Consider the following 21712-nt stretch of genomic DNA (forward strand, 5'->3'; position numbering starts at 1 on the left):
CCATGTCTGCATTCGGCACCTATCTCGACCACCTGATCTACGGCTACTACCCGTATTTGGTCGGCACCGTGTTCCTGGTCGGCAGCCTGCTGCGCTACGACCAGGGGCAGTTCACCTGGAAGACCGGCTCCAGCCAGATGCTGTCGTCGAAGAACATGCGACTGGCCAGCAACCTCTTCCATGTCGGCATCATCGTGATCTTCTTTGGCCACCTGTTCGGCATGCTGACCCCGCACTGGGTCTACTCCCCCTTCCTCCACGCCGGCACCAAGCAGCTGATCGCCATCGTGGTGGGCGGGGCCGCCGGCATTGCCTGCCTGGTGGGCGGCGCCATGCTGCTGCATCGCCGCATTACCAACCCGCGGGTTCGCGCCTCCTCCAGCACCATGGATACCCTGATTCTCGGGCTGATCGTCTTCCAGGCGGCGCTGGGCATGATCACCGTCCTCTTCTCGCTGGGCCACCTGGACGGCGAGATGATGGTCACCCTCTCCAGCTGGGCCCAGGCCATCGTCTTCTTCGGCGGCGGTGCCGCTCAGTACATGGAGGGCGTGTCCTGGATCTACAAGCTGCACATCTTCGTGGGCCTGACCATCATCCTGCTGTTCCCCTTCTCGCGCCTGGTACACGTGTGGAGCATTCCGCTGGGCTATATCACTCGTCGCTACCAGCTGGTGCGCAAGCGGGGCTGAAGCGAGACGAAAACAGGACCGGGCTTGTCCGGCGACAGGTCAACGAGGGGGCGCTGTAAACCCCTCCCTGGGCGCTACCGATGCCATCCCTGGCATAGGACCCCCTCTATGACCTGTCCCCGGCGCCCTCTAGACTCAGCGCCTGTGCGCCAAGGATTTATCACCATGCAAAAGATCGATATCGAGATGATCCCGGGGGGCGCGAGTCCCCCTCCCATCCGGGTCGGCGGCGCCACCATCGAGGAGGCCGCCATCGCCCAGGAGATGCAGTACCACCCCGCGGCCAGCGCCGGCGAGGCGCAGCTCGAGGCGGCTCGGGCCCTGGTGGTGCGCGAGCTGTTGCGTTCACGCGCTGCCCAGCTGGGGCTCGTCGCGGCCGACAGCGCAGATGACGGCGACAACGACGCCGCCATCGCCGCGCTGCTGGATCGCGAGCTAGAGGTGCCGGAACCCAGCGAGGCGGACTGCCGGCGCTTCTTCGAGGCCGACCCCGAGCGCTTCAGCGAGCCGACGCGCCTGGCCGTACGGCATATCCTCCTACCTGCGGCGCCGGATGACGCCGAGGCACGGGACGCCGGCTATCGGCAGGGCGAGGGGCTCATCGAAGCGCTTGTCACTGCGCCCGAGCGTTTTACCGAGCTGGCCATGCGCTACTCTGCCTGCCCCTCCAAGGACGAGGGCGGCGAGCTGGGCTGGCTGGCGCCGGGCCAGACCGTGGCCGAGCTCGACCGCGCCCTGCATCACCTGCCGGAGGGGCTGCACGAGCGACCTCTGGCCTCGCGCTATGGCTGGCATGTGGTGCTCATCGACCAGCGCCTGGAAGGAAAGACGCTGACCTTCGACGAGGTGTTCGACCGGGTGCGTCATAGCCTGCGCGAGCAGTCCACGCGTCGCGCCCTGCGTCACTACCTGCTGGCGCTGGAAACCGACATCGGCGTCGAGGGCATCGCCCTGGATGACGACAGCGCCAACGCCTTGATGCAGTAGAACTCCCCGCGCGAGCAGGCGTTTCCGGTGAATCACTGCGCTGCGCGGTGCCCGCTTTCCTCATATCCATGTCGCCGCTCGCGTCGCGGGCGGTGAGGAGAATCCCATGGCCCATGTTCACGCCAATACCCCCTTCGCGCCGCTTGGTATCGCCGTGCTGACCGTCTCTGATACCCGCGGCTACGACCGCGATGGCAGCGGTGACCTGCTCAGTGAGCGGCTCTCCGAGGCCGGCCACGCGCTGGTCGAGCGACGCATCGTGCCCGACGATATCTATCGCATCCGGGCGGTGGTCTCCAAGTGGGTGGTACGTGAGGATATCCAGGTGATCCTGGTCAACGGCGGCACCGGCTTCACGGCGCGAGACACCACCCCCGAGGCGCTGGCGCCGCTGTTCGACCGCGCCGTGGACGGCTACGGCGAGCTGTTCCGCCAGCTCTCTTATGAAAGCATTGGCACCTCCACCATCCAGTCCCGTGCCGTGGCCGGCGTGGCCAATCGCACCCTGATCTTCGCCATGCCTGGCTCGCCCAAGGCCTGCGCCACCGCCTGGGACGGTATCCTCGAAAGCCAGCTCGATGCCCGTACCCGGCCCTGCAACTTCGTCGCCATGGTGCTGCCCGAGGCGGCCGGCTGTGGCTCCCGGGACCCGGAGACGGCGCCTGACCGTGGTCAAGGAGTGCGCGCATGAGCTGTGCCAGCCTTGCCAAGGGACTGCTCGACCTGGAAGACGCCCGCAAGCGGATGATCGCGGCGGCCAGGCCGCTGACCGGGGAGGAGCGCCTGCCTCTGGAGCGGGCCGCCGGACGCGTGCTGGCCGGTGACCTGGTGGCGCGGCTCGATATGCCGGGCATCGACAACAGCGCCATGGACGGTTATGCCCTGCGCCTGGCCGAGCTGAGCGAGGCGGGGCTGCCGGTGGTCATGCGGGTGCCGGCGGGCGCCGGTGCCCAGCGGCTTCCCGAAGGGGGCTGTGCGCGGATCTTCACCGGCGCGCCGGTGCCCGAGGGGGCCGACTGCGTGGTCCCCCAGGAGCGGGTGCGGCTGGATGACGACGGGCGGATGCACGTGGTGGGCGAGGCCAGGCCCGGGGCCAATATTCGTCGCCGCGGTGAGGAGTACCGGGTCGGCGACACCCTGCTGCCGGCCGGGACGGCGCTGAATGCGCCGGCGCTGGCGATGCTGGCCAGCCAGGGCATTGCCGAGGTGCCGGTGTTGCCGCGTTTGGCGGTGGCGCTGATATCCACCGGCGATGAGCTGATTGAACCAGGGATACCCTACGAAACCGGTCAAGTATACAATAGCAACCGGGTGATGTTGCAGGCACTGCTGGAACAGGCCGGCTGTGACGTGCTGGATCTCGGCATCATCGCCGATACGCCCGAGGCGCTGCACGACGCCTTCATCGCCGCCCGCGATGGGGCGGATCTGGTGATCTGCACCGGCGGGGTCTCGGTGGGCGAGGAGGATCACGTGCGTCCGGTGCTGGAGCGCCTGGGTGGGCTGGACTTCCACGGCGTGGCCATGAAGCCGGGCAAGCCGTTTGCCTTCGGCCATTTGGACGATGGAACGCCGGACGGCGTGCCGCTGATCGGCCTGCCGGGTAACCCGGTGGCCTCCCTGGTGGGCTGGCAGCTGCTGGCCAGGCCCTTCGTGCAGGGCTGCCAGGGGCGTGAGGTATCACCGCTGCAGCAGTTCGCCGTGCGCGCGGGGTTTTCCCGGCGGGCGAGTCCCGGGCGGCGGGAGCTGCTGCGGGTGGTACTCGACTGGCGGGGCGGCCAGCCGGTCGCTCTGCTGGCCGGCGGCCAGGGGTCGCACATGCTGCGGGCCGCCAGCCAGGCACACGGCTATCTGATGATGGTCGCTGACAAAGACGTGGAGGAAGGTCATGACTACCCCTATCTGCCCGCCGGACAGTTCGTCGGCTGACCTGCTGTTCAAGCCCAAGCAGCTGCGCGAGCTGGTGCTGGGCATCCCCTGGCTGGGTCAGCTCGAGGACGACGAGGTCGAGTCGCTGCTGGAAGACTCCGAACTGCTCGAGCTGAAGAACCGCGAGTGGCTGTTTCGCCAGGACGCCCCGGCCTACTGGCTGTATATCGTCATCAACGGCGCCGTGCGCCTGACCCGCTCTGCCGGCGATGGCCGGCTGGCGACCATCCGCTGCGTGGAGCGCGGCGGTACTCTCGGCGAGCTGAGCATGGTCTCCAGCGCCGGGGTCTATCTCTATTCGGCCGAGGCGCTGCGGCGCACCCATGTGCTGGCGATTCCCGCCTCGCGCTGCCGGGAGATCATGGATCGTCAGCCCGCCTGCCGCGCCGAGTTCATGAGCCGGCTGGCGCTGGAGCTCACCGAGCGCCTCGAGGACCTGGCGCTGCTGACCCAGGCCGATGCCATGTCACGGCTGGTCAGCTATATCCTGCGCCAGCTGCCCTCGGGCCGCGCCAAGGGGCCCCGGGTGGTGCGTCTCTCCATCCCCAAGCGCTGGCTGGCCTCCCAGCTGGCGATGACGCCGGAGACCCTGTCGCGCCTGCTGGCCAAGCTGCGCGACAGTGGCGCCATCAATATCGATCGCCAACGGCTGACCGTGCTCGACGAACAGAAGCTGCGCGACGCCATGGTCACCGACGACTGACGCCACGCGGCGACAGCGCGCTACGCAACACTGCAACCGGGAGGCACCTATGCCCCGAACCGCTGACAAACCGCGCACCCTGGTCTACTCCTGCTCGGGCTGTTCGGACGTGGCCCAGCTTGCCAACGATGTGGCGCTGCGCCTCGACCACGGCGGCGTCGCGGAGATGTCGTGCATCGCCGGCGTCGGCGGCGGGGTGCCGGGGCTGGTCAAGGTCGCCCGCTCCGGGCGCCCCATCGTCGCCATCGACGGCTGCCCGATGCACTGCGTCAGCCACTGCCTGGACAGGGCCGGCGTCACCGCCACCGAACACGTCAAACTCTACAAGCGCGGCCTGCGCAAGCGCCGCGGCCAGCGCTACGGCGAGGACGTCGTGGCCGAGGTGGCCGAGGATGTCGGCGAGCTGATCGCTCGACTGCCCCTGCATGCCGGCGCTAGCGTGGAGGCGCGTCGATGACCGCGCTGATCGACGGCTTCGGCCGCACCGTCCGCTACGTTCGCCTCTCGGTCACCGATCGCTGCGACTTCCGCTGCGTTTACTGCATGGCCGAGGAGATGACCTTCCTGCCCCGCGCCCAGGTGCTCACCCTGGAGGAGATGGCCACCCTGTGCCGGGCCTTCGTCGAACTCGGGGTGGAAAAGATTCGCCTCACCGGCGGCGAGCCGCTGGTCAAGCGGGGCATCGAGACCCTGGTCGCCGAGGTGGGCACGCTGCCGGGGCTTTCCGACTTCGCCATGACCACCAACGGAGCCGGCCTGGTCAAGCACGCCCGCGCCCTGTATGAGGGTGGGCTCAAGCGTCTCAACGTCAGCCTCGACACCCTGGACCCGGCGCGCTTCCGCGCCCTGACCCGCACCGGCGAGCTGGCCAAGGTGATCGACGGCATCCGCGCGGCCCGGGAGGCCGGGTTCGCGCGCATCAAGCTCAACGCGGTGATCCTCAAGGGGCGTAACGACGATGAGGTCCTCGACCTGGTCGAGTTCGCCCGCCGGGAGCGGGTCGACATCAGCTTTATCGAGGAGATGCCGCTGGGCCAGGCCATCGGCCACGACCGCGCCACCACCTTCTGCTCCAGTGACGCGGTGCGCGCCATCATCGAGACCCGCCACGCCCTGGTGCCCACCACCGAGACGACGCTCGGGCCGTCGCGCTACTTCCGCATGGCCGACAGCGACTCGCGGATCGGCTTCATCTCGCCCCACAGTCACAATTTCTGCGACGCCTGCAATCGGGTGCGGGTCACCGCCGAGGGGCGCCTGCTGCTCTGCCTGGGCAACGAGCACTCGGTGGACCTGCGCGCGGTGCTGCGCCGCCACCCCGGCGACAGCGAGCGCCTGAAAGAGGCCATCGTTGCCGCCATGGCGAAGAAGCCTGAGCGCCACCACTTCACCACCGATGGCGATGTCCAGGTGGTGCGCTTCATGAACATGACGGGGGGGTAGGCGAGACGCCTACTCACCGATCAGCCTCCTCAGCTCTTCCAGAAAGCCCTCCAACACCAGGTTGGGCTGGGCCCCCTTGCGGGTGATGGCGCTGTAGTGGGTGTCATAGCGCCACCGCTCGGGATCCAGGGCGCGCATCCGACCGTCACGGACCCAGCGTTCGGCGTAGTGGGTGGGCAGATAGCCGAGATAGCGGCCGGAGAGGATCAGGAAGGCCACCCCCTCGCGGTCGCTGGCCGAGGCGGCGGTCCTGAGGGGCTCGTGAACGCCCTTGATCTCGGGGGTCTGGGCATAGGCGGGAACCACGGCATCGTGGCTGGCCAGCGCCGCCTCGTCCACTTTCTCCACCGCGAACAGCGGGTGCTCATCCGAGCAGTAGAGCCGTGATGCCTCCTCGTAGAGGGAGAGGTAGTTGAGCCCCGGCAGGACCTTGAGGTCCGGGACGACGCCGGTATGCAGGCGTCCATCCAGCACCGCCAGCTCGATATCGCTTGGCGGGATCATGCGAATATTGATGCGCACCTCGGGCCCGCGCTCTTTCAGAGCACTCAAGGCGTGGGTGATATGCATCTCGGGCATGGTTACCAGGTTGTCGGTGATGCCGATATTGAGTTCGCCCTTGAGCTGGGCGTGCAGCGCATTGACTCGAGTGCGAAAGCCTTCCACCGCGGCGAGTAGCTGAAGCGTCGACTCATAGACCTCGGCGCCCTCATCGGTCAGTGAGAAGCCGCTGCGGCCGCGCTGGCAGAGGCGCAGCCCCAGGCGCGTCTCCAGGTCGTTCATGGCCATGCTGATGGCGGCCCGGCTGATGCCCAGCTCCACCTCGGCGGCGGAGAAACCGCCGCACTCCACCACCTTGCGGTAGATACGCAGCAGACGCAGATCGGCGTCGCCCAGCTGCCCCATCGTGACCCCCTTGCCCATGCCCCGCTCCCGGCCAGAAAGTTAACCCTGAGTTTACATGAAAGTAAGTTTTTAAAAATTTAACTGACTCATGGGGCCGCCTAGCCTGTGGCTATCAGCACCGCGAAGCGACCCGCCGCGGCATATCCACAATGACAAGCTTATGCGAGGCCCTACCATGACCGCCCAGGCATTTCCCTATGCGGCCGGCTTGAGTGCCGATCAGTTGGACGCCTACTGGATGCCCTATACCGGCAACCGCCAGTTCAAGCGCGACCCGCGCATCATCGTCGGCGCCCAGGGCAGCTATCTGATCGATTCGGAGGGGCGCCGGGTCTTCGATGGCCTCTCGGGCCTCTGGACCTGCGGTGCCGGCCACTCGCGACCCGAGATCGCCGACGCCGTGAGTCGTCAGCTGCGCGAGCTCGACTATGCGCCGGCCTTCCAGTTCGGTCACCCCAAGGCCTTCGAACTGGCCCACCGCCTGCGTGAGCTGACGCCAGCGGGGCTCGATCATGCCTTCTTCACCGGCTCCGGCTCCGAGAGCGCCGACACCTCCCTGAAGATCGCCCGCGCCTACTGGCGCAAGAAGGGCAAGCCCACCAAGACCAAGCTGATCGGGCGCGCCAAGGGCTATCACGGGGTCAACTTCGGCGGCATCAGCCTGGGTGGCATTGGCGCCAACCGCGCCCTGTTCGGCCAGGGCGTCGATGCCGACCACCTGCCCCACACCCTGATGGCCGAGAACGCCTTCACCCGCGGGATGCCCGAGCGCGGCGCCGAGAAGGCCGAGGAGCTGTTGGAGCTGATCGCCCTGCACGACGCTTCCAACATTGCGGCGGTAATCGTCGAGCCCCTGGCCGGCTCCGCCGGGGTGATTCCGCCGCCGGTCGGCTACCTGCAGCGGCTGCGCGAGATCTGCGATGCGCACGATATCCTGCTGATCTTCGACGAGGTGATCACCGCCTTCGGGCGCATGGGGGCCATGACCGGCGCCGAGGCCTTCGGCGTGGTCCCCGACATGATGAACTTTGCCAAACAGCTGACCAACGGCGCCGTGCCCATGGGCGGGGTGATGGTCAAGGGCGAGATCTACCACACCTTCATGGAGCAGGGCGGCCCCGACTACATGCTCGAACTCCCCCACGGCTACACCTACTCCGGCCACCCGGCGGCCTGCGCCGCGGCCCTGGCCTCGCTCGACATCCTCGAGCAGGAGCAGCTCATCGAGCGCGTACGCCAGATGAGCCCGCTCTTCGAGGAAGCGCTGCACGGCCTCAAGGGCAGCCGCTATATCAGCGACATTCGCAACTACGGGCTCGCCGGGGCGCTGACCATCGAGGCCTATCCCGGCGAGCCGGCCCGCCGGCCCTTCGAGATCGCCATGAAGTGCTGGGAGAAAGGCTTCTACGTACGCTACGGCGGCGACACCATCCAGCTCGGCCTGCCCTTTATCGTCGAGCGCGAAGAGATCGACCGCCTCGTCAACGCCTTGGGCGAATCCATCGGCGAACTGGACTGAATTCCCCCTGTAACCGAGCTATCAAGAGGAACCCAATGACAACACTCGGCCATCTGATCAACGGCGCACGCGTCGACCGCGAAGGACGCTCCCAGGAGCTCTTCAATCCATCCACCGGCGAGGTCAAGGGGCGGGTAAGCCTGGCGTCCAAGGCCACCGTGGAGGAGGCCATCGCCGCCGCTCAGGCCGCCTTCCCGGCCTGGCGCGATACGCCGCCGGCCAAGCGGGCCAGGGTGATGTTCCGCTTCAAGCAGCTGCTCGAGGAGCGTGCCGACGAGATCGTGCGCCTGGTCGGCGAAGAACACGGCAAGATCGTTCACGACGCCCAGGGCGAGCTGGCCCGCGGCATCGAGAACGTGGAGTACGCCTGCGGCGCCCCCGAGCTGCTCAAGGGGGAGCACAGCAAGAACACCGGCCCCGGCATCGACTCCTGGAGCGAGTTTCAGCCTCTGGGCGTGGTGGCCGGCATCACTCCCTTCAACTTCCCCGCCATGGTGCCGCTGTGGATGTATCCCATGGCCATCGCCTGCGGCAACACCTTCGTGCTCAAGCCCTCCGAGCGCGACCCCTCCTCGGCCCTGTTCGTGGCCGAGCTGGCGTTAGAGGCGGGGCTTCCCGCCGGGGTGCTCAACGTGGTCAACGGCGACAAGGAGGCCGTGGACACCTTGCTCGATGACCCCCGTGTCCAGGCTGTGAGCTTCGTCGGCTCCACGCCCATCGCGGAAACCACCTATTCCCGCGCCAGCGCCAACGGCAAGCGCTGCCAGGCCCTGGGCGGCGCCAAGAACCACGCCATCGTGATGCCCGACGCTGACATGGACAACGTGGTCAGCTCCCTGAACGGGGCCGCCTTCGGCTCCTCCGGCGAGCGCTGCATGGCGCTTTCGGTGGCGGTGGCGGTGGGCGACGAAGCCGCCGACACCCTGATCGCCAAGATGCAGGAGCAGATGACCTCCCTCAAGGTCGGCCCTTTCCACGATGCCGGGAACGACTTCGGGCCGGTGATCACCCAGGCCCACCAGGAGAAGGTGTGCGGCTACATCGACAGCGCCGAGCAGCAGGGGGCCAGCATCGTGGTGGATGGTCGCGGCGTGCAGGTGCCCGGCCATGAAGGGGGCTTCTATGTGGGCGGTACCCTCATCGACCGCGTGACGCCCGAGATGACCTGCTACCGGGAGGAGATCTTCGGCCCGGTGCTGCTGGTGGTGCGAGTGGACACCATGGAGCAGGCGATGCGGCTGATCGATGACCACGAGTACGGCAACGGCACCTGTATCTACACCCGCGACGGCGAGGCGGCACGCTACTTCAGCGACCGCATCCAGGTGGGCATGGTGGGCATCAATGTGCCGCTGCCGGTACCGGTTTCCTATCATAGCTTCGGTGGCTGGAAGCGCTCGCTGTTCGGCGACCTCTCCGCCTATGGCCCCGATTCGGTGCGCTTCTATACCCGACGCAAGACCATCACCCAGCGCTGGCCCTCGGCCGGCGTACGCGAGGGGGCGCAGTTCTCCTTCCCCTCATGAGCAGCCGAGCGGGAACGTAAAGCAGTCATCAGCGGGCGCCCAGAAGGGCGCCCGCGGCGTTAGCGTGTCAGTCATCAGCACCACCGTGCGGCAGTTGGGGTGCCGGGCGTCATCCCGGCACCTGTGCGATCAGCTCGTGGGAGAGGGCATGTCTGGCAGGAGGTCCTCCAGCAACTGCGCGGCATGAAGGACCTTGAGATCCTGAAAGCGTGGGCCAACCAGATGCAGGCCGACCGGCAAGCCTTGGGCATCCAGGCCGCAGGGCAGCGAGGCTGCAGGCTGTTGCGTCAGGTTGAAGGGGTAGCTGAAGGGTGTCCAGTCCATCCATTCACGATAATGACCACCTGGTGGGACGTTATGCCCCGCCTCGAACGGGGCGATGGGCATGGTGGGCGTTACCAGCAGGTCATAGCGCTCATGGAATCCCTGCATCTTCGCGATGAGTTGCTCCCTGGCGCGGCAAGCGGTGAGGTAGTCGCGCAATGGAATCGCGGCACCTCGCCGGGCGATAGCCAGAAAGTCCGGATCCAGCAGTGACTGCTGGGCACTATCCAGGCGCTCCAGTACCTGGCTCGCACCGGCAAACCAGAGGGTATTGAAGACCTCCAGCGGAGAGTCGAAACCTGGGCCCACCTCTTCGATCGTGGCGCCCAGCGCCTGCAGCGCTTCCACGGCTTCCCTGACGCGGGCCGCAATGTCCGGCGCGACATCCACATAGCCCAAGTCGGGGCTAAAGGCGATTCTCCATCCTGCCAGCGAGTCGGGAGGCGGGCTCAGCCAGTCATCGGCGCGCGGGTTGCCCAGGTAGCCGTCTCGGGTATCGGGTTGAGCCATGACACTGAGCATCAGGGCGCTGTCGGCGGCGGTACGGGTCATCGGGCCCAAGTGTGAGAGCGGCCCCATGACGCTGGCCGGCCACTGGGGCACCCATCCAAAGGTCGGCTTGAGGCCGAAGGTGCCGGTGAAGCTGCAGGGGATGCGAATCGAACCGCCCGCGTCGCTGCCCTGGTGGAGAAGGCCGAGGTTGAGCGCTGCCGCTGCCGCAGCGCCGCCCGAGGAGCCGCCTGGCGTCAGGCGGTGATCCCAGGGGTTGCGGGTGACACCGTGAAGGGGGTTGTCTGTCACGCCCTTCCAGCCAAACTCCGGCGAAGTGGTCTTGCCGATAATCACCGCGCCGGCTTCACGCAGGTGGCCGCTGATTGGGGCATCGGTCTCCCAGGGGCCGTCCGGGCTGCTGGTGGCTGAGCCGAATCGGGTCGGCAAGCCAGCTGTCAGCGTCAGATCCTTGATGGTGGTGGGGATGCCGTCGAGAGGGCCGCTGGGCGTGCCGGCCTGCCAGCGTGACTCGGAAGCGCGAGCAGCGGCTAGTGCGCCCGCTTCGTCTACATGGGCGAAAGCGTTGACGGCGGGGTTGTCGCGGCGGAGGCGCGCCAGGCAGTCCTTGGTCAGTTCCACCGGCGAAAGTTCTCGGTGGCGAAACAAGCTGAGCGCTTCAACGGCGCTCAGGTCGGCGAGTTGTGTCGGAAGGGCGGTCATGGTCATCGCATTTCACTCCACGGCTTCGCCTGCGATTCCGGCCTGCTCCAGCATGGCGTGAAGCAGCACGTTGCAGCCGTCATTCAAGTCGCTAGCCTTGGCATTCTCGATTTCGTTGTGACTGATGCCGTTTTCGCAGGGGACGAAGATCATGCCAGCCTGGGTGACACGCCCCATGAAGATGGCATCGTGACCGGCACCGCTGACGATATCCATGTGCGCACAGCCGATGGCTTCGGCAGCACGACGTACCGCCCCCACGCAGCTGTCGGCAAAGTGTTCCGGTAAGAAATCCGCCGTAGGCGTCAGCTCGAACGCCAAGCCATGGCGTTGGCTCGTCTCCTGGATCACCTGGTGGAGTTCCTCGGCCATGGCGGTGAGCCTCTCGCTCTCGAAGTGGCGCAGGTCAATCGTCATCGTTACCTGGCCGGGTATGACGTTGCGCGAGCCTGGGTGCAGGTTGACGACCCCGACCGTGCCACGGCCGTGGGGCTGATGCGCGTTGGCAATGCGGTTGACCGCTTGGGTAATGTCAGCTGCCCCGACCATCGCATCGCGGCGCAGCGGCATCGGGGTCGGGCCAGCATGGGCCTCCAGCCCGGTCAGGGTAAGGTCAAACCACTTCTGGCCTAGGGCCCCCACGACGACTCCTACGGTGTTGCCGGTGTCTTCCAGAAGCGGTCCTTGCTCGATATGGCACTCGAAATATGCCTTGATGTGGTCAGGAGTGACGCAATCTTCCCCTCGGTAGCCAATGGCCTCAAGGGCGTCACCGGCGCTGATGTTCTCCGCATCGGTGCGGGCCAGCATCTCCTCCAATGCTAGTTGGCCGGTGAAGGCCCCGGAGCCCATCATGCAGGGCGCGAAACGGCACCCCTCTTCATTGCTCCAGGCGACGACCTCTATGGGGGATCGTGTTTGGATATCATGTTGATTCAGGGTGCGAATCACCTCCAAGCCGGCCAGCACCCCGTAAACGCCGTCGAACTTGCCGCCGGTGGGCTGGCTGTCGAGGTGGCTGCCGGTCATGACGGCTGGGCTGTCGGGCTCCTGGCCTTCTCGGCGAGCAAAGATATTGCCAATGGCATCAATCCGGATGGTGCACCCCTCGGCGCGGCACCACTCGATAAACAGGTCTCGTGACAGGCGGTCAAGGTCGGTGAAGGCCTGGCGGTTCACGCCCCCCTTTGGGGTGGCGCCAATCTTGGCCATTTCCATGAGTGCCTGCCAGAGGCGTTCACGGTCGGTACGTAGCTCGGTAGCGGGGCGCAGAACGTTAGCAATCGTCATGAGTCGCCTCTTTGTGATTGTGTGATAGGCACGGCTTGTCGCGCTGTGCTCAGCGGGCTTGCTTGATAAGATGCAGCAGTGGTGAGTCTTGCTCTGCGTCGAACAAGGTTTCCTGGGAGATCAGCATCTGGTCGGCCATTTCGGCCTCCAGGGCTGACATATGGGCCTCGGCATCCCGCATGTGCTCATCCATCAGCTGGCGAACCCGCTCCTTGTCCTCATCGCGGTACGCCTCGACCAGCTCACGGTGGTAGCGGTGGTTGGCCTCGTCGAACTGCTTGCGCTCCGGTATATAGGCCTTCTTGACTACCACCAAGTCGCGGAGCATGTCGTTGAGAAAACGACACATGAAGGCGAGCAGCGGGTTGGGGCAGGCCTTGGCCAGCAGGTTGTGAAACTCCAGCTCGAGAAAGCGCTGGCGTCGCTGATCTTCCTCGCCTGGATGATGGCATTCGCAGGCGTCGATATTGACGGCAAGGCTCTCCAGCGCCTCGGGACTTAGCTTCCCCACGACGGAGACCGCCAGTTCCACCTCCAGCAGGCGACGCAGCTGATAGACCTGGTGGCCATCTAATGAGCGGAAGTGCAGGAAATTGCGCAGCATGCGGCTGGCTGGTTCCATGCTCGGGGTATGTAAGATTGCCCCGCCGCCCGGCCCCGTTTTCAGGGTCACTAGCCCTTCGACCTCGAGGATCTTCAGGGCCTCGCGCACCGTGCCTTTGGCACAGCCGTAGAGTTCCATGAGGGTCTTTTCGTTGGGAAGGCGGTCGCCTTCGGTCATTCCCTCGGTCGCGATCCAGCGCTTGATATCGTCGCTGATCAGCTCAGCCAGCTTCTGTCGACGACGCGGTGTCGGGGTCTGGACCATGGATGGTTCCTTGTAAAAATGGGGCCTGCTGGGCAGGCCCCGTGAGATGGATCAGCGCGCCGTAGCCGCCTCGCCAACAGGCTGGGAGGCGCCCTCCAGACGCTCCGGGTGATATTCAGCGTCGTACTCTTGACGAGCCAGGGCAAAGCGCTCTACTACCTCGTGATCCTTCCGCTTGAGCACCAGGCTCAGACCAACGAAGAGCCCACCGTTGAGTAGCAGTCCCCAGATGCCGGCATGCAGTCCCAGCGGGTTACTGACGGTAGGACCATAGGTAAGCACCAGCACACAGAGTACGCCTGTCAGCAGGCCCCAGAAGGCTGCCATCGGATGGGCGCGACGCCAGGTGATGGCACCGATAGTCGGCACAATCAGCTGGGCGGTGCCCGCCAGGGCGGCGATGCCGATGGTCACCAGCAAGCCAGGCACGGTCAGGGCCAGGATATAGGCGGCCAGCGAGAAACCGACCAGCGACAGACGGCCGATGGTCACGATGCGTGCCTGGCTCGCCTTGCGGTTCACATAGCGCTGGTAGATATCCATGGTGACCACGGTAGAGACTGCGTGAATCTGCGAGTTGGCGGTGGACATGGCGGCGGCGGCACCGGCAGCCATGATCAGTGAAGCGAGCAGATATGGCGCATAGTTCATCAGCATGACAGGCAAGATCTGGTCGGCATTCTCAAGGCCTGGTTCGAGAATCACGCCGGTGTAGCCGGTCAGCACGGAGCCGAAGTAGGCGAAGGCCGCCAGCCCCAGCAGGAAGGGCATCAGGTTGAACAGACGGCCGCTTTTCACCGAGTACATGCGCAGCCAGATCTGTGGTCCCATGAAAGCCCCGATGGCCACGATCACGAATAGCGAGAACCACATGCTGTAGCCCATGTTGCCGTTCGGTCCCGGCATGGTCAGGTGGTCGGGTGAACTCTGCTGAAGCTGTGCGAACAGCGCCGCTGGCCCCCCCACTTGCAGCGAGATGTAGTAGCCGGCAAACATCATGCCGAAGAACAGTAGCGCACCGTAGATCACATCGGTCCAGGCGATTGCACGGATGCCGCCAATCCACACGTAGACGATGATGATGAAGTAGAACAGCAGGGCCGCCAGCCAGAAGGGAACGACGCCACCCGAGGCAACCTCAATCAGGTAGGCACCGCCGGTCAACTGGATCTGCAGATAGGGCACCGTAAACACCAGCGTGATCAGGACGACCAGAATACGCAGTGCTTCGCTGTTATAGAAGTCACCCATCAGATCGGACGGGGTGAGGTAGTTGAAGCGCTTGCCCAGGAACCACACGCGCTTGCCGACCCAATAGTACATGAAGCCGAACAACAGGTTCCATGCGAGTGCGGTTAGGTAGACGGGGCCGCTGGTATAGAACGTTGCGTTCGAGCCCAGAAAGGCAAAGGCGCTCCACCAGGTAGCAGCCACCGTGAAGAATACGGCGATGCTGCCCATGGCTCGACCCTGCACGAAGAAATCTTCGCTGGTGTCCTGAGACTTCCTTGCGGACACAACCCCCACGAGCAAGGGGATGATCATGAACGCTGCGATGATGAAGATGCTACCAGTCATGGTGTGGCCTCCTTAACGGCTGCGCTGGGTGGCGGGCACGCTGCCGCTTCCCCAGTTGGTCAGGTAAGCCACAAGGAACAGACCGGTGAGGAAGCTCCACCAGACGAGGTTCCAGACGAACAGAAACGGTACGCCCATGATCATGGGGTCGACCTTGTTGGCAATCATGATCATCGGGCTTTCGAGCATCAAGAAGCCCAGTAGCATGCCACCGTATATGGCAAGTTTGCGTGGAGGAAGGGTCTTTCTCATCGTTACATCCCCTTATTGTGGTTGGTGGGGCGGTCGCTCCTCCTGGTCGATGCCAGGAGGGGAGGTGCTCGTGCTGGCGAGCCAACAATTATTATATTTATGCGAATAAATAGACCATAGAAGCCGCCCTCCAAACCTGTCAAGCAATCTTCCCAGGGCGGGAGAGTACCGGTGGGGGCATAAGTGGAAGATGGGATTCGGGTGGCCTTTAAAAGTCCTTCGTTAGTCGTTTGATTTTATGGGTTTTTTGGTCGGGGAGGAGTTGTTGGTCGTCCCCCGTCTGAGCAGGCTCTTAATTCTGTTTAAGGGTCTGCCGGGCTCCTCTTTCAGGTTGTCGAAGTGCTCGCGCATGGCATCGATATGTTCGGCTTCTTGAGTGCAGGGCAGTGCCCGGTATTGTCCGGCCATCACCCCATCTACCGCCGCCTGATGTGGCCGCTCGGGCAGGACAGTCCTGGCAGCCATGGACATTTTTCGCTTTATGGATACTGTTGACGCCTGATGGGGAGTGTTTGTCGTTTTATGTGTTAAAAAAGTCGTCTAGTGTATGGTTATCTCCTCAGCGTCGGGCAGGATGTCGGCACTGTCGCTTCATAGGAGATACCCATGACCGATTCGCAAGGGCCTGTTCCCGGCGCCGAGGCTGACTCCCATCGCTACTATGCGCTGGTGGAGCAGCAGGGCCTGTTTCGTGGCAGCCACCGCGGCATGACGCTCTGGGCCGCCGGCATCATTCTCGCCTTCGTGCTCTTCTCGGCGCTGGACACCGAGCTTGCCGGCAGCGTCTTCGGCACCGCCAGGGCCTGGATCGAGAGCACCTTCAGCTGGTACTACATCATCACCCTGGTGTTTCTCATCGCCGTCTGCTTCGGCCTGCTGCTCAGCCCCTTCGGGCGCATCCGCCTGGGCGACGATGACAGCCGCCCGGAGTTCTCCACCTTCGCCTGGATCGCCATGCTGTTCTCGGCGGGCATCGGCATCGGCATCCTGTTCTTCGGCGTCGCCGAGCCGCTCTTCTACCTGGATGACCGCGGCGCCTTCGGCTACCCCAACAGCCCCTATGCCGACCTGGCCGGGGCCACCGAGATCGGCCACGAGCGTGCGGTGACCGCGCTCTCGGTGACCTATTTCCACTGGGGGCTGCACGGCTGGGCCGTCTACGTGCTGGTGGGGCTGTCGCTGGCCTACTTCGCCTACCGCAAGAAGCTGCCGCTGGCGCTGCGCTCCTCGCTCTACCCCTTCATCGGCAAGCGCATCTATGGCCCCATCGGCCACCTGGTGGACCTGCTGGCGGTCTTCGGGGCGGTGTTTGGCGTGGCCACCTCCCTGGGCCTGGGGGTGAGCCAGATCGCCACCGGCCTGGAGCGGCTGTTCGGCATCGATCCGGGCAACCCGACCCAGCTGACGCTGATCGCCGGCATCAGCGCCCTGTCGATCCTGTCGGCGGTCTCCGGGGTGGGTCGGGGCATCAAATATCTCTCGCAGTGGAACATCGTGATGTCGCTGCTGCTGCTCGGCTTCTTCCTGTTCGGCGGCCCCACCGCCTGGCTGCTGGGCATGTTCGGCGAGTCGCTGGGCCACTACCTGGGCAACTTCGTGCAGATGGGGCTGTGGTTCCCCCAGGAGGAGGGGGCGGCCCAGTGGCAGGGTGACTGGACCATCTTCTACTGGGGCTGGTGGCTGGCCTGGGCTCCCTTCGTGGGGCTGTTCATCGCCCGTATTTCCCGGGGCCGCACCCTGCGCGAGTTCATGCTCTGCGTGATGCTGATTCCCACCCTGATCATCATCGGCTGGCTCAGCGTATTCGGCGGCGTGGCCATTCACCAGGAGCTGACCGCCAAGGGCGGCGCCGGCAGCGCCGGGCTGATCGAGCTGGTGCGCAACTGGAACCTGCCGGCGGCGCTCTACGCCACCATCGACGGGATCAGCGCCACCCCCTGGCTCTCCTGGGCGGTGTCGGCCCTGGCCACCTTGCTGCTGGCCAGCTGGTTCATCACCTCCTCGGACTCGGGTACGCTGGTGATCACCACCATCCTGTCCCTGGGCAACGATGATCCGTCCAAGCCGATGCGCATCTTCTGGGGGGCGGTGATCGGTGCGGTGGCCGCGGTGCTGCTGGTCGCCGGCGGCCTGGGGGCGCTGCAGACGGCGTCGATCGCCGCGGCGCTGCCGCTCAGCGTGGTGATCATCCTGATGACGCTGGGGATCCTCAAGTCGCTGTTCCAGAATCCCGCGGCGGTGCGTCTGCCCGCCGGGGCGGGAGCCTCCCGCAAGGTCGGTTGAGGAGACGTCGATGCGCCTGGAGTACCGGGGCCCACTGCCCGAACGGGTCGGCTTTCTGCTGGTGCCGCGCTTTTCGATGATGGCGTTCTTTGCCGCGGTGGAGCCGCTGCGCATCGCCAACCGCATCAGCGGCCGACCGCTGTTCGACTGGACCCTGATCAGCGAGGACGGTGGGCCGGTCACCGCCTCCAACGGCATGACCCTGCTCGCCGACCAGGCCATCGGCGAGGTGCATCACCTGCCCTCGCTGGCGGTGTGCAGCGGCTTCGAGCCCGAGGCTCATCTGAGCCGGCCGCTGATGGCCTGGCTGCATCGCCTGGACCAGGCCGGCTGCACCCTGGGCGGGCTCGACACCGGCGGCTTCCTGCTCGCCGCCGCAGGCCTGCTCGAGGGGGAGCGGGTCACCCTGCACTGGGAGAGCCTGCCTGCCTTCCAGGAGCGTTTTCCCGGCATCGAGACCTCCGATGAGCTCTTCGAGCTGGGCGAGCGGCGCTTCTCCTGCGCCGGCGGGGCGGCGGCCATGGACATGGCCCTGGAAGTGATCGCCCGGCGCCACGGCGCCCGCCTGGCCATCGACGTCTCCGAGCAGCTGATCCACGAGCGCATCCGCACCCGCGGCGATCAGCAGCGCATGACCTTGGCCCGGCGGCTGGGCACCCACAACCGCCGCCTGGTAGAGGCGGTGGCGCTGATGGAGCAGCATCTGGAAGCGCCGCTGCCGCTGGCCGAGGTGGCCAGCCGCAGCGGCGTCTCGCTGCGCCAGCTGCAGCGTCTCTTCGAGCAGCACCTGGGCACCTCGCCGCGTCAGTGGTACCTGCAGCAGCGCCTGGCGCGGGCCTGGCGGCTGCTCACCGAGACCGACCTGGACGTGCTCTCGGTGGGGCTGGCCTGCGGCTTCTCCTCCAGCTCCAGCTTCGCCCGTGCCTTTCGTGGCCAGTACGGTCAGTCGCCGCGCCAGGCGCGGCGCAGCGATGGCAGCGGGTAGAGCACGCCGCCGGTGTCTGACCGCAACGACGAGGGAGGTGGCCGGGTCACCGTGTCAGGCGCGCTGCCAGCCAGGGAAGCAGGCTGGCGATGGCGATAAAACGAAACAGGTGGTGGAAAACCACGAAGGCCGGGTCGACGTCCAGCGCGGCGGCGAGCAGGACCACCTCCGACAGTCCGCCCGGCACGAAGGCGAGAAAGAGGGCGGCGGTATCGTGCGCGGTGACCCGCGACATCAGCAGGGTCATGGCCAGGGCCAGCAGCAGGGTGATCAGCATCGCCACCAGGCCGTGGCCCAGCATGATGCGGGTATCGCGCAGCGAGAGGCCGACGAAGTAGGCGCCCAGCGAGGTGCCCAGGCAGAACTGGACCACCAGCAGCGACGCCGGGGGCATCTCCATCGCCGGCTGTCCCAGCAGTTGCACCAAGCCCACACCGAGGATCGGGCCGACCAGGATGGGGAGCGGCAGCCGCAGTTGGCCGGCCAGCCACCAGCCCGCGGCCCCGGCCGCCAGGGTCACCAGCAGTGCCTGGGGGTCGGGCAGTGTCAGGCCGAGCCCGATCTGACGGACGGTAGCGTCGCCGTCGGGCTCACGGGGAAGGAACTGGGTCAGCAGCAGCGGGACCAGATAGATCACCGCGATGATGCGGCTGATCTGGCCCAGCAGCACCTGCCGGCGGTCGGCGCCATGGGCGTCGCAGGTCAGCAGCACCACCGACTGCGCGCCGGGTACGGCCGCGAACATCGCCGTAGGCCGGTCGAGTCCTGCCCGCCGTTCGAAATAGCGGGTATTCACGAAGGTGGTCACCGCTACCAGCAGCAGCATACCCGCCAGGGTTAGCGGCCAGCGGCGCGCTTCGGCCAGCAGCTCGGCGTCGACAGAGCTGCCTACGTGCAGACCCAGCAGGGCCAGGGCCACCGGCTTGAGCCAGGCGGGCGGAAGGTGGGGCCAGCCCAGGGCGCCGGCCAGCAGCACGGCGGTGAGGCTGCCCAGCAGCCAGGGCAGTGGCACGCCGAGCAGCGCAAAGGCCGCTGCGCCCAGGGCGGCAAACAGCAGGGTCACGGCTGCCATGCTCAACGTTTGGCATCGTCATCGGCGGCGCCTTGGCTATCCTGTTCGTGGGCCATGGCCTCGAGCCGCTCCGAGAAGCGCATGCGGTAGGAGAGCACCAGCACCAGCACGGCGAGCCCCATCAGGATAAGGCTCAGCGGACTGTTGAGCAGGCCGCCCAGCCAGTCGCCGCCGCTGATCAGCACCGCCCGGCGCATGCTCTCCTCGAGCATGGGCGCGATCAGGAAGGTGATGATCAGCGGCGCCTCGGGGATACCGAAGCGGCGCATGAAGAAGCCGACGAAGCCGAAGAACAGCATGACCCCCACGTCGTAGGGGTTGCCCTGGGTGGCAAAGCTGCCGATCACCGCCAGCACCATGATGGTCGGCACCAGCACCGGCTTGGGCAGTCCGCCCAGCTTGGCATAGAAGAAGGCGAACCCCCGCCCGATCACCAGATTGAAGAGGTTGGCCAGGATCAGGATGGTGAAGAGGGCATAGATGACATCGGCATGCAGTTCGAACATGCGCGGGCTGGGCGTAATGCCCTGCAACAGCAGGGCACCGCCGATCAGCGCCGCGGTAGCGCTACCCGGGATGCCGAAGGCCAGCAGCGGGACCAGGGTGGGGCCGGCGGTGGCGTTGTTGCCGGACTCGGCGGCGGCCACGCCGCCCATCACCCCGGTACCGATCCGCTTGTGGGGCAGTAGGCGCTTGGCGATCCCGTAGGCGAGAAACGAGGCCACCGTGGCGCCCAACCCCGGGAGCATGCCGACAAAACTGCCGACGCCCAGGCCGATGCTCATCTCGCGCCAGTTGCTCAGGTATTCGCGAAAGGTCAGGGTGTCTTCCTTGTTGCTGAACAGGTCGTTCATCTTGCGCTCGACCTTGTGGCCCAGGCGCGACTCATGGATCAGCTCGACGGCCTGCTCCAACATGCGGCTCATGGCGAACAGGCCGATGATCAGTGGCACCAGGCTAATGCCATCGCGCAGCCAGGCCAGGCCGAAGGTGTTGCGTGAAGCGCCGCCCATGGGGTCGGAGCCGATGGTGCCGATATAGAGCCCGATGGCGGCGGCGAACAGGCCTTTGGCCACGTGCTTGCCCGAGAGGGCCCCCAGTAGGGCGATGGCCACTACCATCAGCCAGGTGCGCTCGGCGGGGCCGAACTGCAGCGCCGCCAGTGCCATCATCGGGGCAATCAGGATCACCAGCACGTCGGAGAGGGAGTCGGCGGTTACCGAGGAGTAGAGTGACGTCAGCAGCGCCTTGCGTCCCTGGCCCTTCTGGGTCATGCGGTAGCCATCGAAGACCGTGGCGGCGGAGTCCGGCGCGCCGGGGGTGGCAAAGCTGATGGCCGAGATCGAGCCGCCGAACAGTGCGCCCTTGTAGAGGCCGATGACCAGGCCCAGGGCCCCGGTGATGTCCAGGGTGAAAGTCAGCGGCAGCATCAGGGCGACCCCGGTGGAGGTGGTCAGGCCGGGTATCGCGCCCAGGCCCACCCCGACGAACACGCCGATGGTCAACCACATCAGGGTGTTCCAGTTGAGCACCAGATAAAGGGCCTCGATAAAGGCATCGGGTTGAAACATGGATCGACTCCGTCGGGGTGGCCCCTTGGCTGCCGGAGATCAGATCAGCAGCGGCAGGAAGGCGCCGGGGAGGCGGATACCCAGCAGCGTGAACACGGCCAGGATGATCAGTGCGATCGCGGCGGCCAGGCCCGCTGCGAGGTACCAGGGGCGAAGCCCCAGCAGCAGCATCATCAGCGCCAGGAACAGGGCGATGGGCAGCAGCATGCCCAGCGGTTCCATCAGCGCATACATGCCCAGGGCGGCGGCGCTGAGCACCACCGCCCAGAGCAGGTCGCGCCAATCCAGCGTGGCGATTTCCTCGACCACGGTGTGGCGCCACCGGTCGAGGGTGAGCGCCAGGGCGGTCACCAGCATGGCGGCAAGCCCCAGCCCTGGAAAAAAGCCGAGGATGAACCCATCACGCTGTTCGCGGTGATACCAGTCCTGCTGCCAGAGATAGGCGAATAGCAGGGCAACGGCTATCGCAATGCCGAGCCCCACCGCCTGGTTGGTGCGCCACCATCCTGCTGGCGCCCGGTGGCTTGGCTTGCGCTGCATGGCGTGGCTCCCGAAAGTACGGCAGGGACCCA

Annotated in this window: 21 protein-coding genes; 11 read left to right on the forward strand and 10 right to left on the reverse strand. The window is 65.9% G+C overall.

What is annotated here, in order from left to right; all coding sequences use genetic code 11:
• Positions 1 to 2: 2 nt before the first annotated feature.
• The 7 genes from narI to moaA all read left to right on the forward strand — a co-directional run bounded on the left by narI (position 3) and on the right by moaA (position 5754).
• On the forward strand, positions 3 to 692 hold the full coding sequence (narI, locus tag ACZIYR_RS00950; protein ID WP_483527910.1) for a respiratory nitrate reductase subunit gamma: 690 nt from the start codon (positions 3 to 5) through the stop codon (positions 690 to 692).
• 165 nt (positions 693 to 857) lie between these two features.
• Complete coding sequence (locus ACZIYR_RS00955) at positions 858 to 1679, forward strand: peptidylprolyl isomerase (protein WP_483527911.1); 822 nt, start codon at positions 858 to 860, stop codon at positions 1677 to 1679.
• A 106-nt stretch (positions 1680 to 1785) separates the two neighbouring features.
• On the forward strand, positions 1786 to 2370 hold the full coding sequence (moaB, locus tag ACZIYR_RS00960) for a molybdenum cofactor biosynthesis protein B (RefSeq protein ID WP_483527912.1): 585 nt from the start codon (positions 1786 to 1788) through the stop codon (positions 2368 to 2370).
• On the forward strand, positions 2367 to 3608 hold the full coding sequence (locus ACZIYR_RS00965) for a molybdopterin molybdotransferase MoeA (RefSeq protein ID WP_483527913.1): 1242 nt from the start codon (positions 2367 to 2369) through the stop codon (positions 3606 to 3608). Before moaB ends, ACZIYR_RS00965 begins: the two co-directional genes overlap by 4 nt.
• Positions 3568 to 4311, forward strand: coding sequence for a Crp/Fnr family transcriptional regulator (locus ACZIYR_RS00970; protein WP_473032038.1), 744 nt, complete (start codon positions 3568 to 3570; stop codon positions 4309 to 4311). The genes ACZIYR_RS00965 and ACZIYR_RS00970 overlap by 41 nt, the downstream gene beginning before the upstream one ends.
• Before the next feature lie 49 nt (positions 4312 to 4360).
• Positions 4361 to 4768 (forward strand): putative zinc-binding protein, encoded by a 408-nt coding sequence (locus tag ACZIYR_RS00975; protein WP_473032039.1) that lies wholly within the window; start codon positions 4361 to 4363, stop codon positions 4766 to 4768.
• Entirely contained in the window at positions 4765 to 5754 is a 990-nt protein-coding gene (gene moaA, locus ACZIYR_RS00980) for a GTP 3',8-cyclase MoaA (protein ID WP_473032040.1), read from the forward strand. Before ACZIYR_RS00975 ends, moaA begins: the two co-directional genes overlap by 4 nt.
• Before the next feature lie 9 nt (positions 5755 to 5763).
• Here the strand turns inward: moaA and ACZIYR_RS00985 are convergent, their stop codons facing one another.
• Complete coding sequence (locus ACZIYR_RS00985) at positions 5764 to 6678, reverse strand: LysR family transcriptional regulator (protein WP_473032041.1); 915 nt, start codon at positions 6676 to 6678, stop codon at positions 5764 to 5766.
• 157 nt (positions 6679 to 6835) lie between these two features.
• Here ACZIYR_RS00985 and aptA point away from each other — a divergent pair, with 157 nt between their 5' ends.
• Together aptA and ACZIYR_RS00995 are read left to right on the forward strand one after the other, a co-directional pair.
• Complete coding sequence (gene aptA, locus ACZIYR_RS00990; RefSeq protein WP_473032042.1) at positions 6836 to 8179, forward strand: omega-aminotransferase AptA; 1344 nt, start codon at positions 6836 to 6838, stop codon at positions 8177 to 8179.
• 35 nt (positions 8180 to 8214) lie between these two features.
• Entirely contained in the window at positions 8215 to 9705 is a 1491-nt protein-coding gene (locus ACZIYR_RS00995) for a CoA-acylating methylmalonate-semialdehyde dehydrogenase (protein WP_473032043.1), read from the forward strand.
• Between the two features lie 129 nt (positions 9706 to 9834).
• Here the strand turns inward: ACZIYR_RS00995 and ACZIYR_RS01000 are convergent, their stop codons facing one another.
• The 6 genes from ACZIYR_RS01000 to ACZIYR_RS01025 all read right to left on the reverse strand — a co-directional run bounded on the left by ACZIYR_RS01000 (position 9835) and on the right by ACZIYR_RS01025 (position 15694).
• A complete protein-coding gene (locus tag ACZIYR_RS01000; RefSeq protein ID WP_473032044.1) occupies positions 9835 to 11247 on the reverse strand; it encodes an amidase in 1413 nt (470 codons plus the stop codon).
• A gap of 6 nt (positions 11248 to 11253) precedes the next feature.
• Positions 11254 to 12531, reverse strand: coding sequence for a Zn-dependent hydrolase (locus tag ACZIYR_RS01005; protein ID WP_473032045.1), 1278 nt, complete (start codon positions 12529 to 12531; stop codon positions 11254 to 11256).
• 49 nt (positions 12532 to 12580) lie between these two features.
• Entirely contained in the window at positions 12581 to 13399 is an 819-nt protein-coding gene (locus tag ACZIYR_RS01010; protein ID WP_473032046.1) for a FadR/GntR family transcriptional regulator, read from the reverse strand.
• A 51-nt stretch (positions 13400 to 13450) separates the two neighbouring features.
• Positions 13451 to 14977 (reverse strand): sodium:solute symporter family protein, encoded by a 1527-nt coding sequence (locus ACZIYR_RS01015; RefSeq protein WP_473032047.1) that lies wholly within the window; start codon positions 14975 to 14977, stop codon positions 13451 to 13453.
• A 12-nt stretch (positions 14978 to 14989) separates the two neighbouring features.
• Entirely contained in the window at positions 14990 to 15229 is a 240-nt protein-coding gene (locus ACZIYR_RS01020) for a hypothetical protein (protein ID WP_473032048.1), read from the reverse strand.
• 222 nt (positions 15230 to 15451) lie between these two features.
• Positions 15452 to 15694, reverse strand: coding sequence for a hypothetical protein (locus ACZIYR_RS01025; protein ID WP_473032049.1), 243 nt, complete (start codon positions 15692 to 15694; stop codon positions 15452 to 15454).
• 141 nt (positions 15695 to 15835) lie between these two features.
• On the opposite strand from ACZIYR_RS01025, the gene ACZIYR_RS01030 reads away from it, so the two are divergent.
• Positions 15836 to 17512 carry a BCCT family transporter gene (locus ACZIYR_RS01030; RefSeq protein ID WP_473032050.1) on the forward strand — a complete coding sequence of 559 codons (1677 nt, stop codon included), beginning with the start codon at positions 15836 to 15838 and terminating at the stop codon, positions 17510 to 17512.
• 10 nt (positions 17513 to 17522) lie between these two features.
• Entirely contained in the window at positions 17523 to 18497 is a 975-nt protein-coding gene (locus tag ACZIYR_RS01035; RefSeq protein ID WP_473032051.1) for a GlxA family transcriptional regulator, read from the forward strand.
• Positions 18498 to 18543: 46 nt separating this feature from the next.
• Here ACZIYR_RS01035 and ACZIYR_RS01040 read toward each other — a convergent pair whose 3' ends face one another.
• From ACZIYR_RS01040 to ACZIYR_RS01050, 3 genes are read right to left on the reverse strand one after another with little or no spacing between them, the layout of a single operon-like run.
• A complete protein-coding gene (locus ACZIYR_RS01040; protein ID WP_473032052.1) occupies positions 18544 to 19569 on the reverse strand; it encodes an AbrB family transcriptional regulator in 1026 nt (341 codons plus the stop codon).
• Positions 19570 to 19571: 2 nt separating this feature from the next.
• The gene (locus ACZIYR_RS01045; protein ID WP_483527914.1) at positions 19572 to 21140 is read right to left on the reverse strand and encodes a tripartite tricarboxylate transporter permease; all 1569 of its coding nucleotides are present in this window, start codon (positions 21138 to 21140) and stop codon (positions 19572 to 19574) included.
• 39 nt (positions 21141 to 21179) lie between these two features.
• Positions 21180 to 21680, reverse strand: coding sequence for a tripartite tricarboxylate transporter TctB family protein (locus tag ACZIYR_RS01050; protein WP_483527915.1), 501 nt, complete (start codon positions 21678 to 21680; stop codon positions 21180 to 21182).
• Positions 21681 to 21712: the final 32 nt, after the last annotated feature.

Source organism: Billgrantia sp. NRB1, from assembly GCF_056921725.1.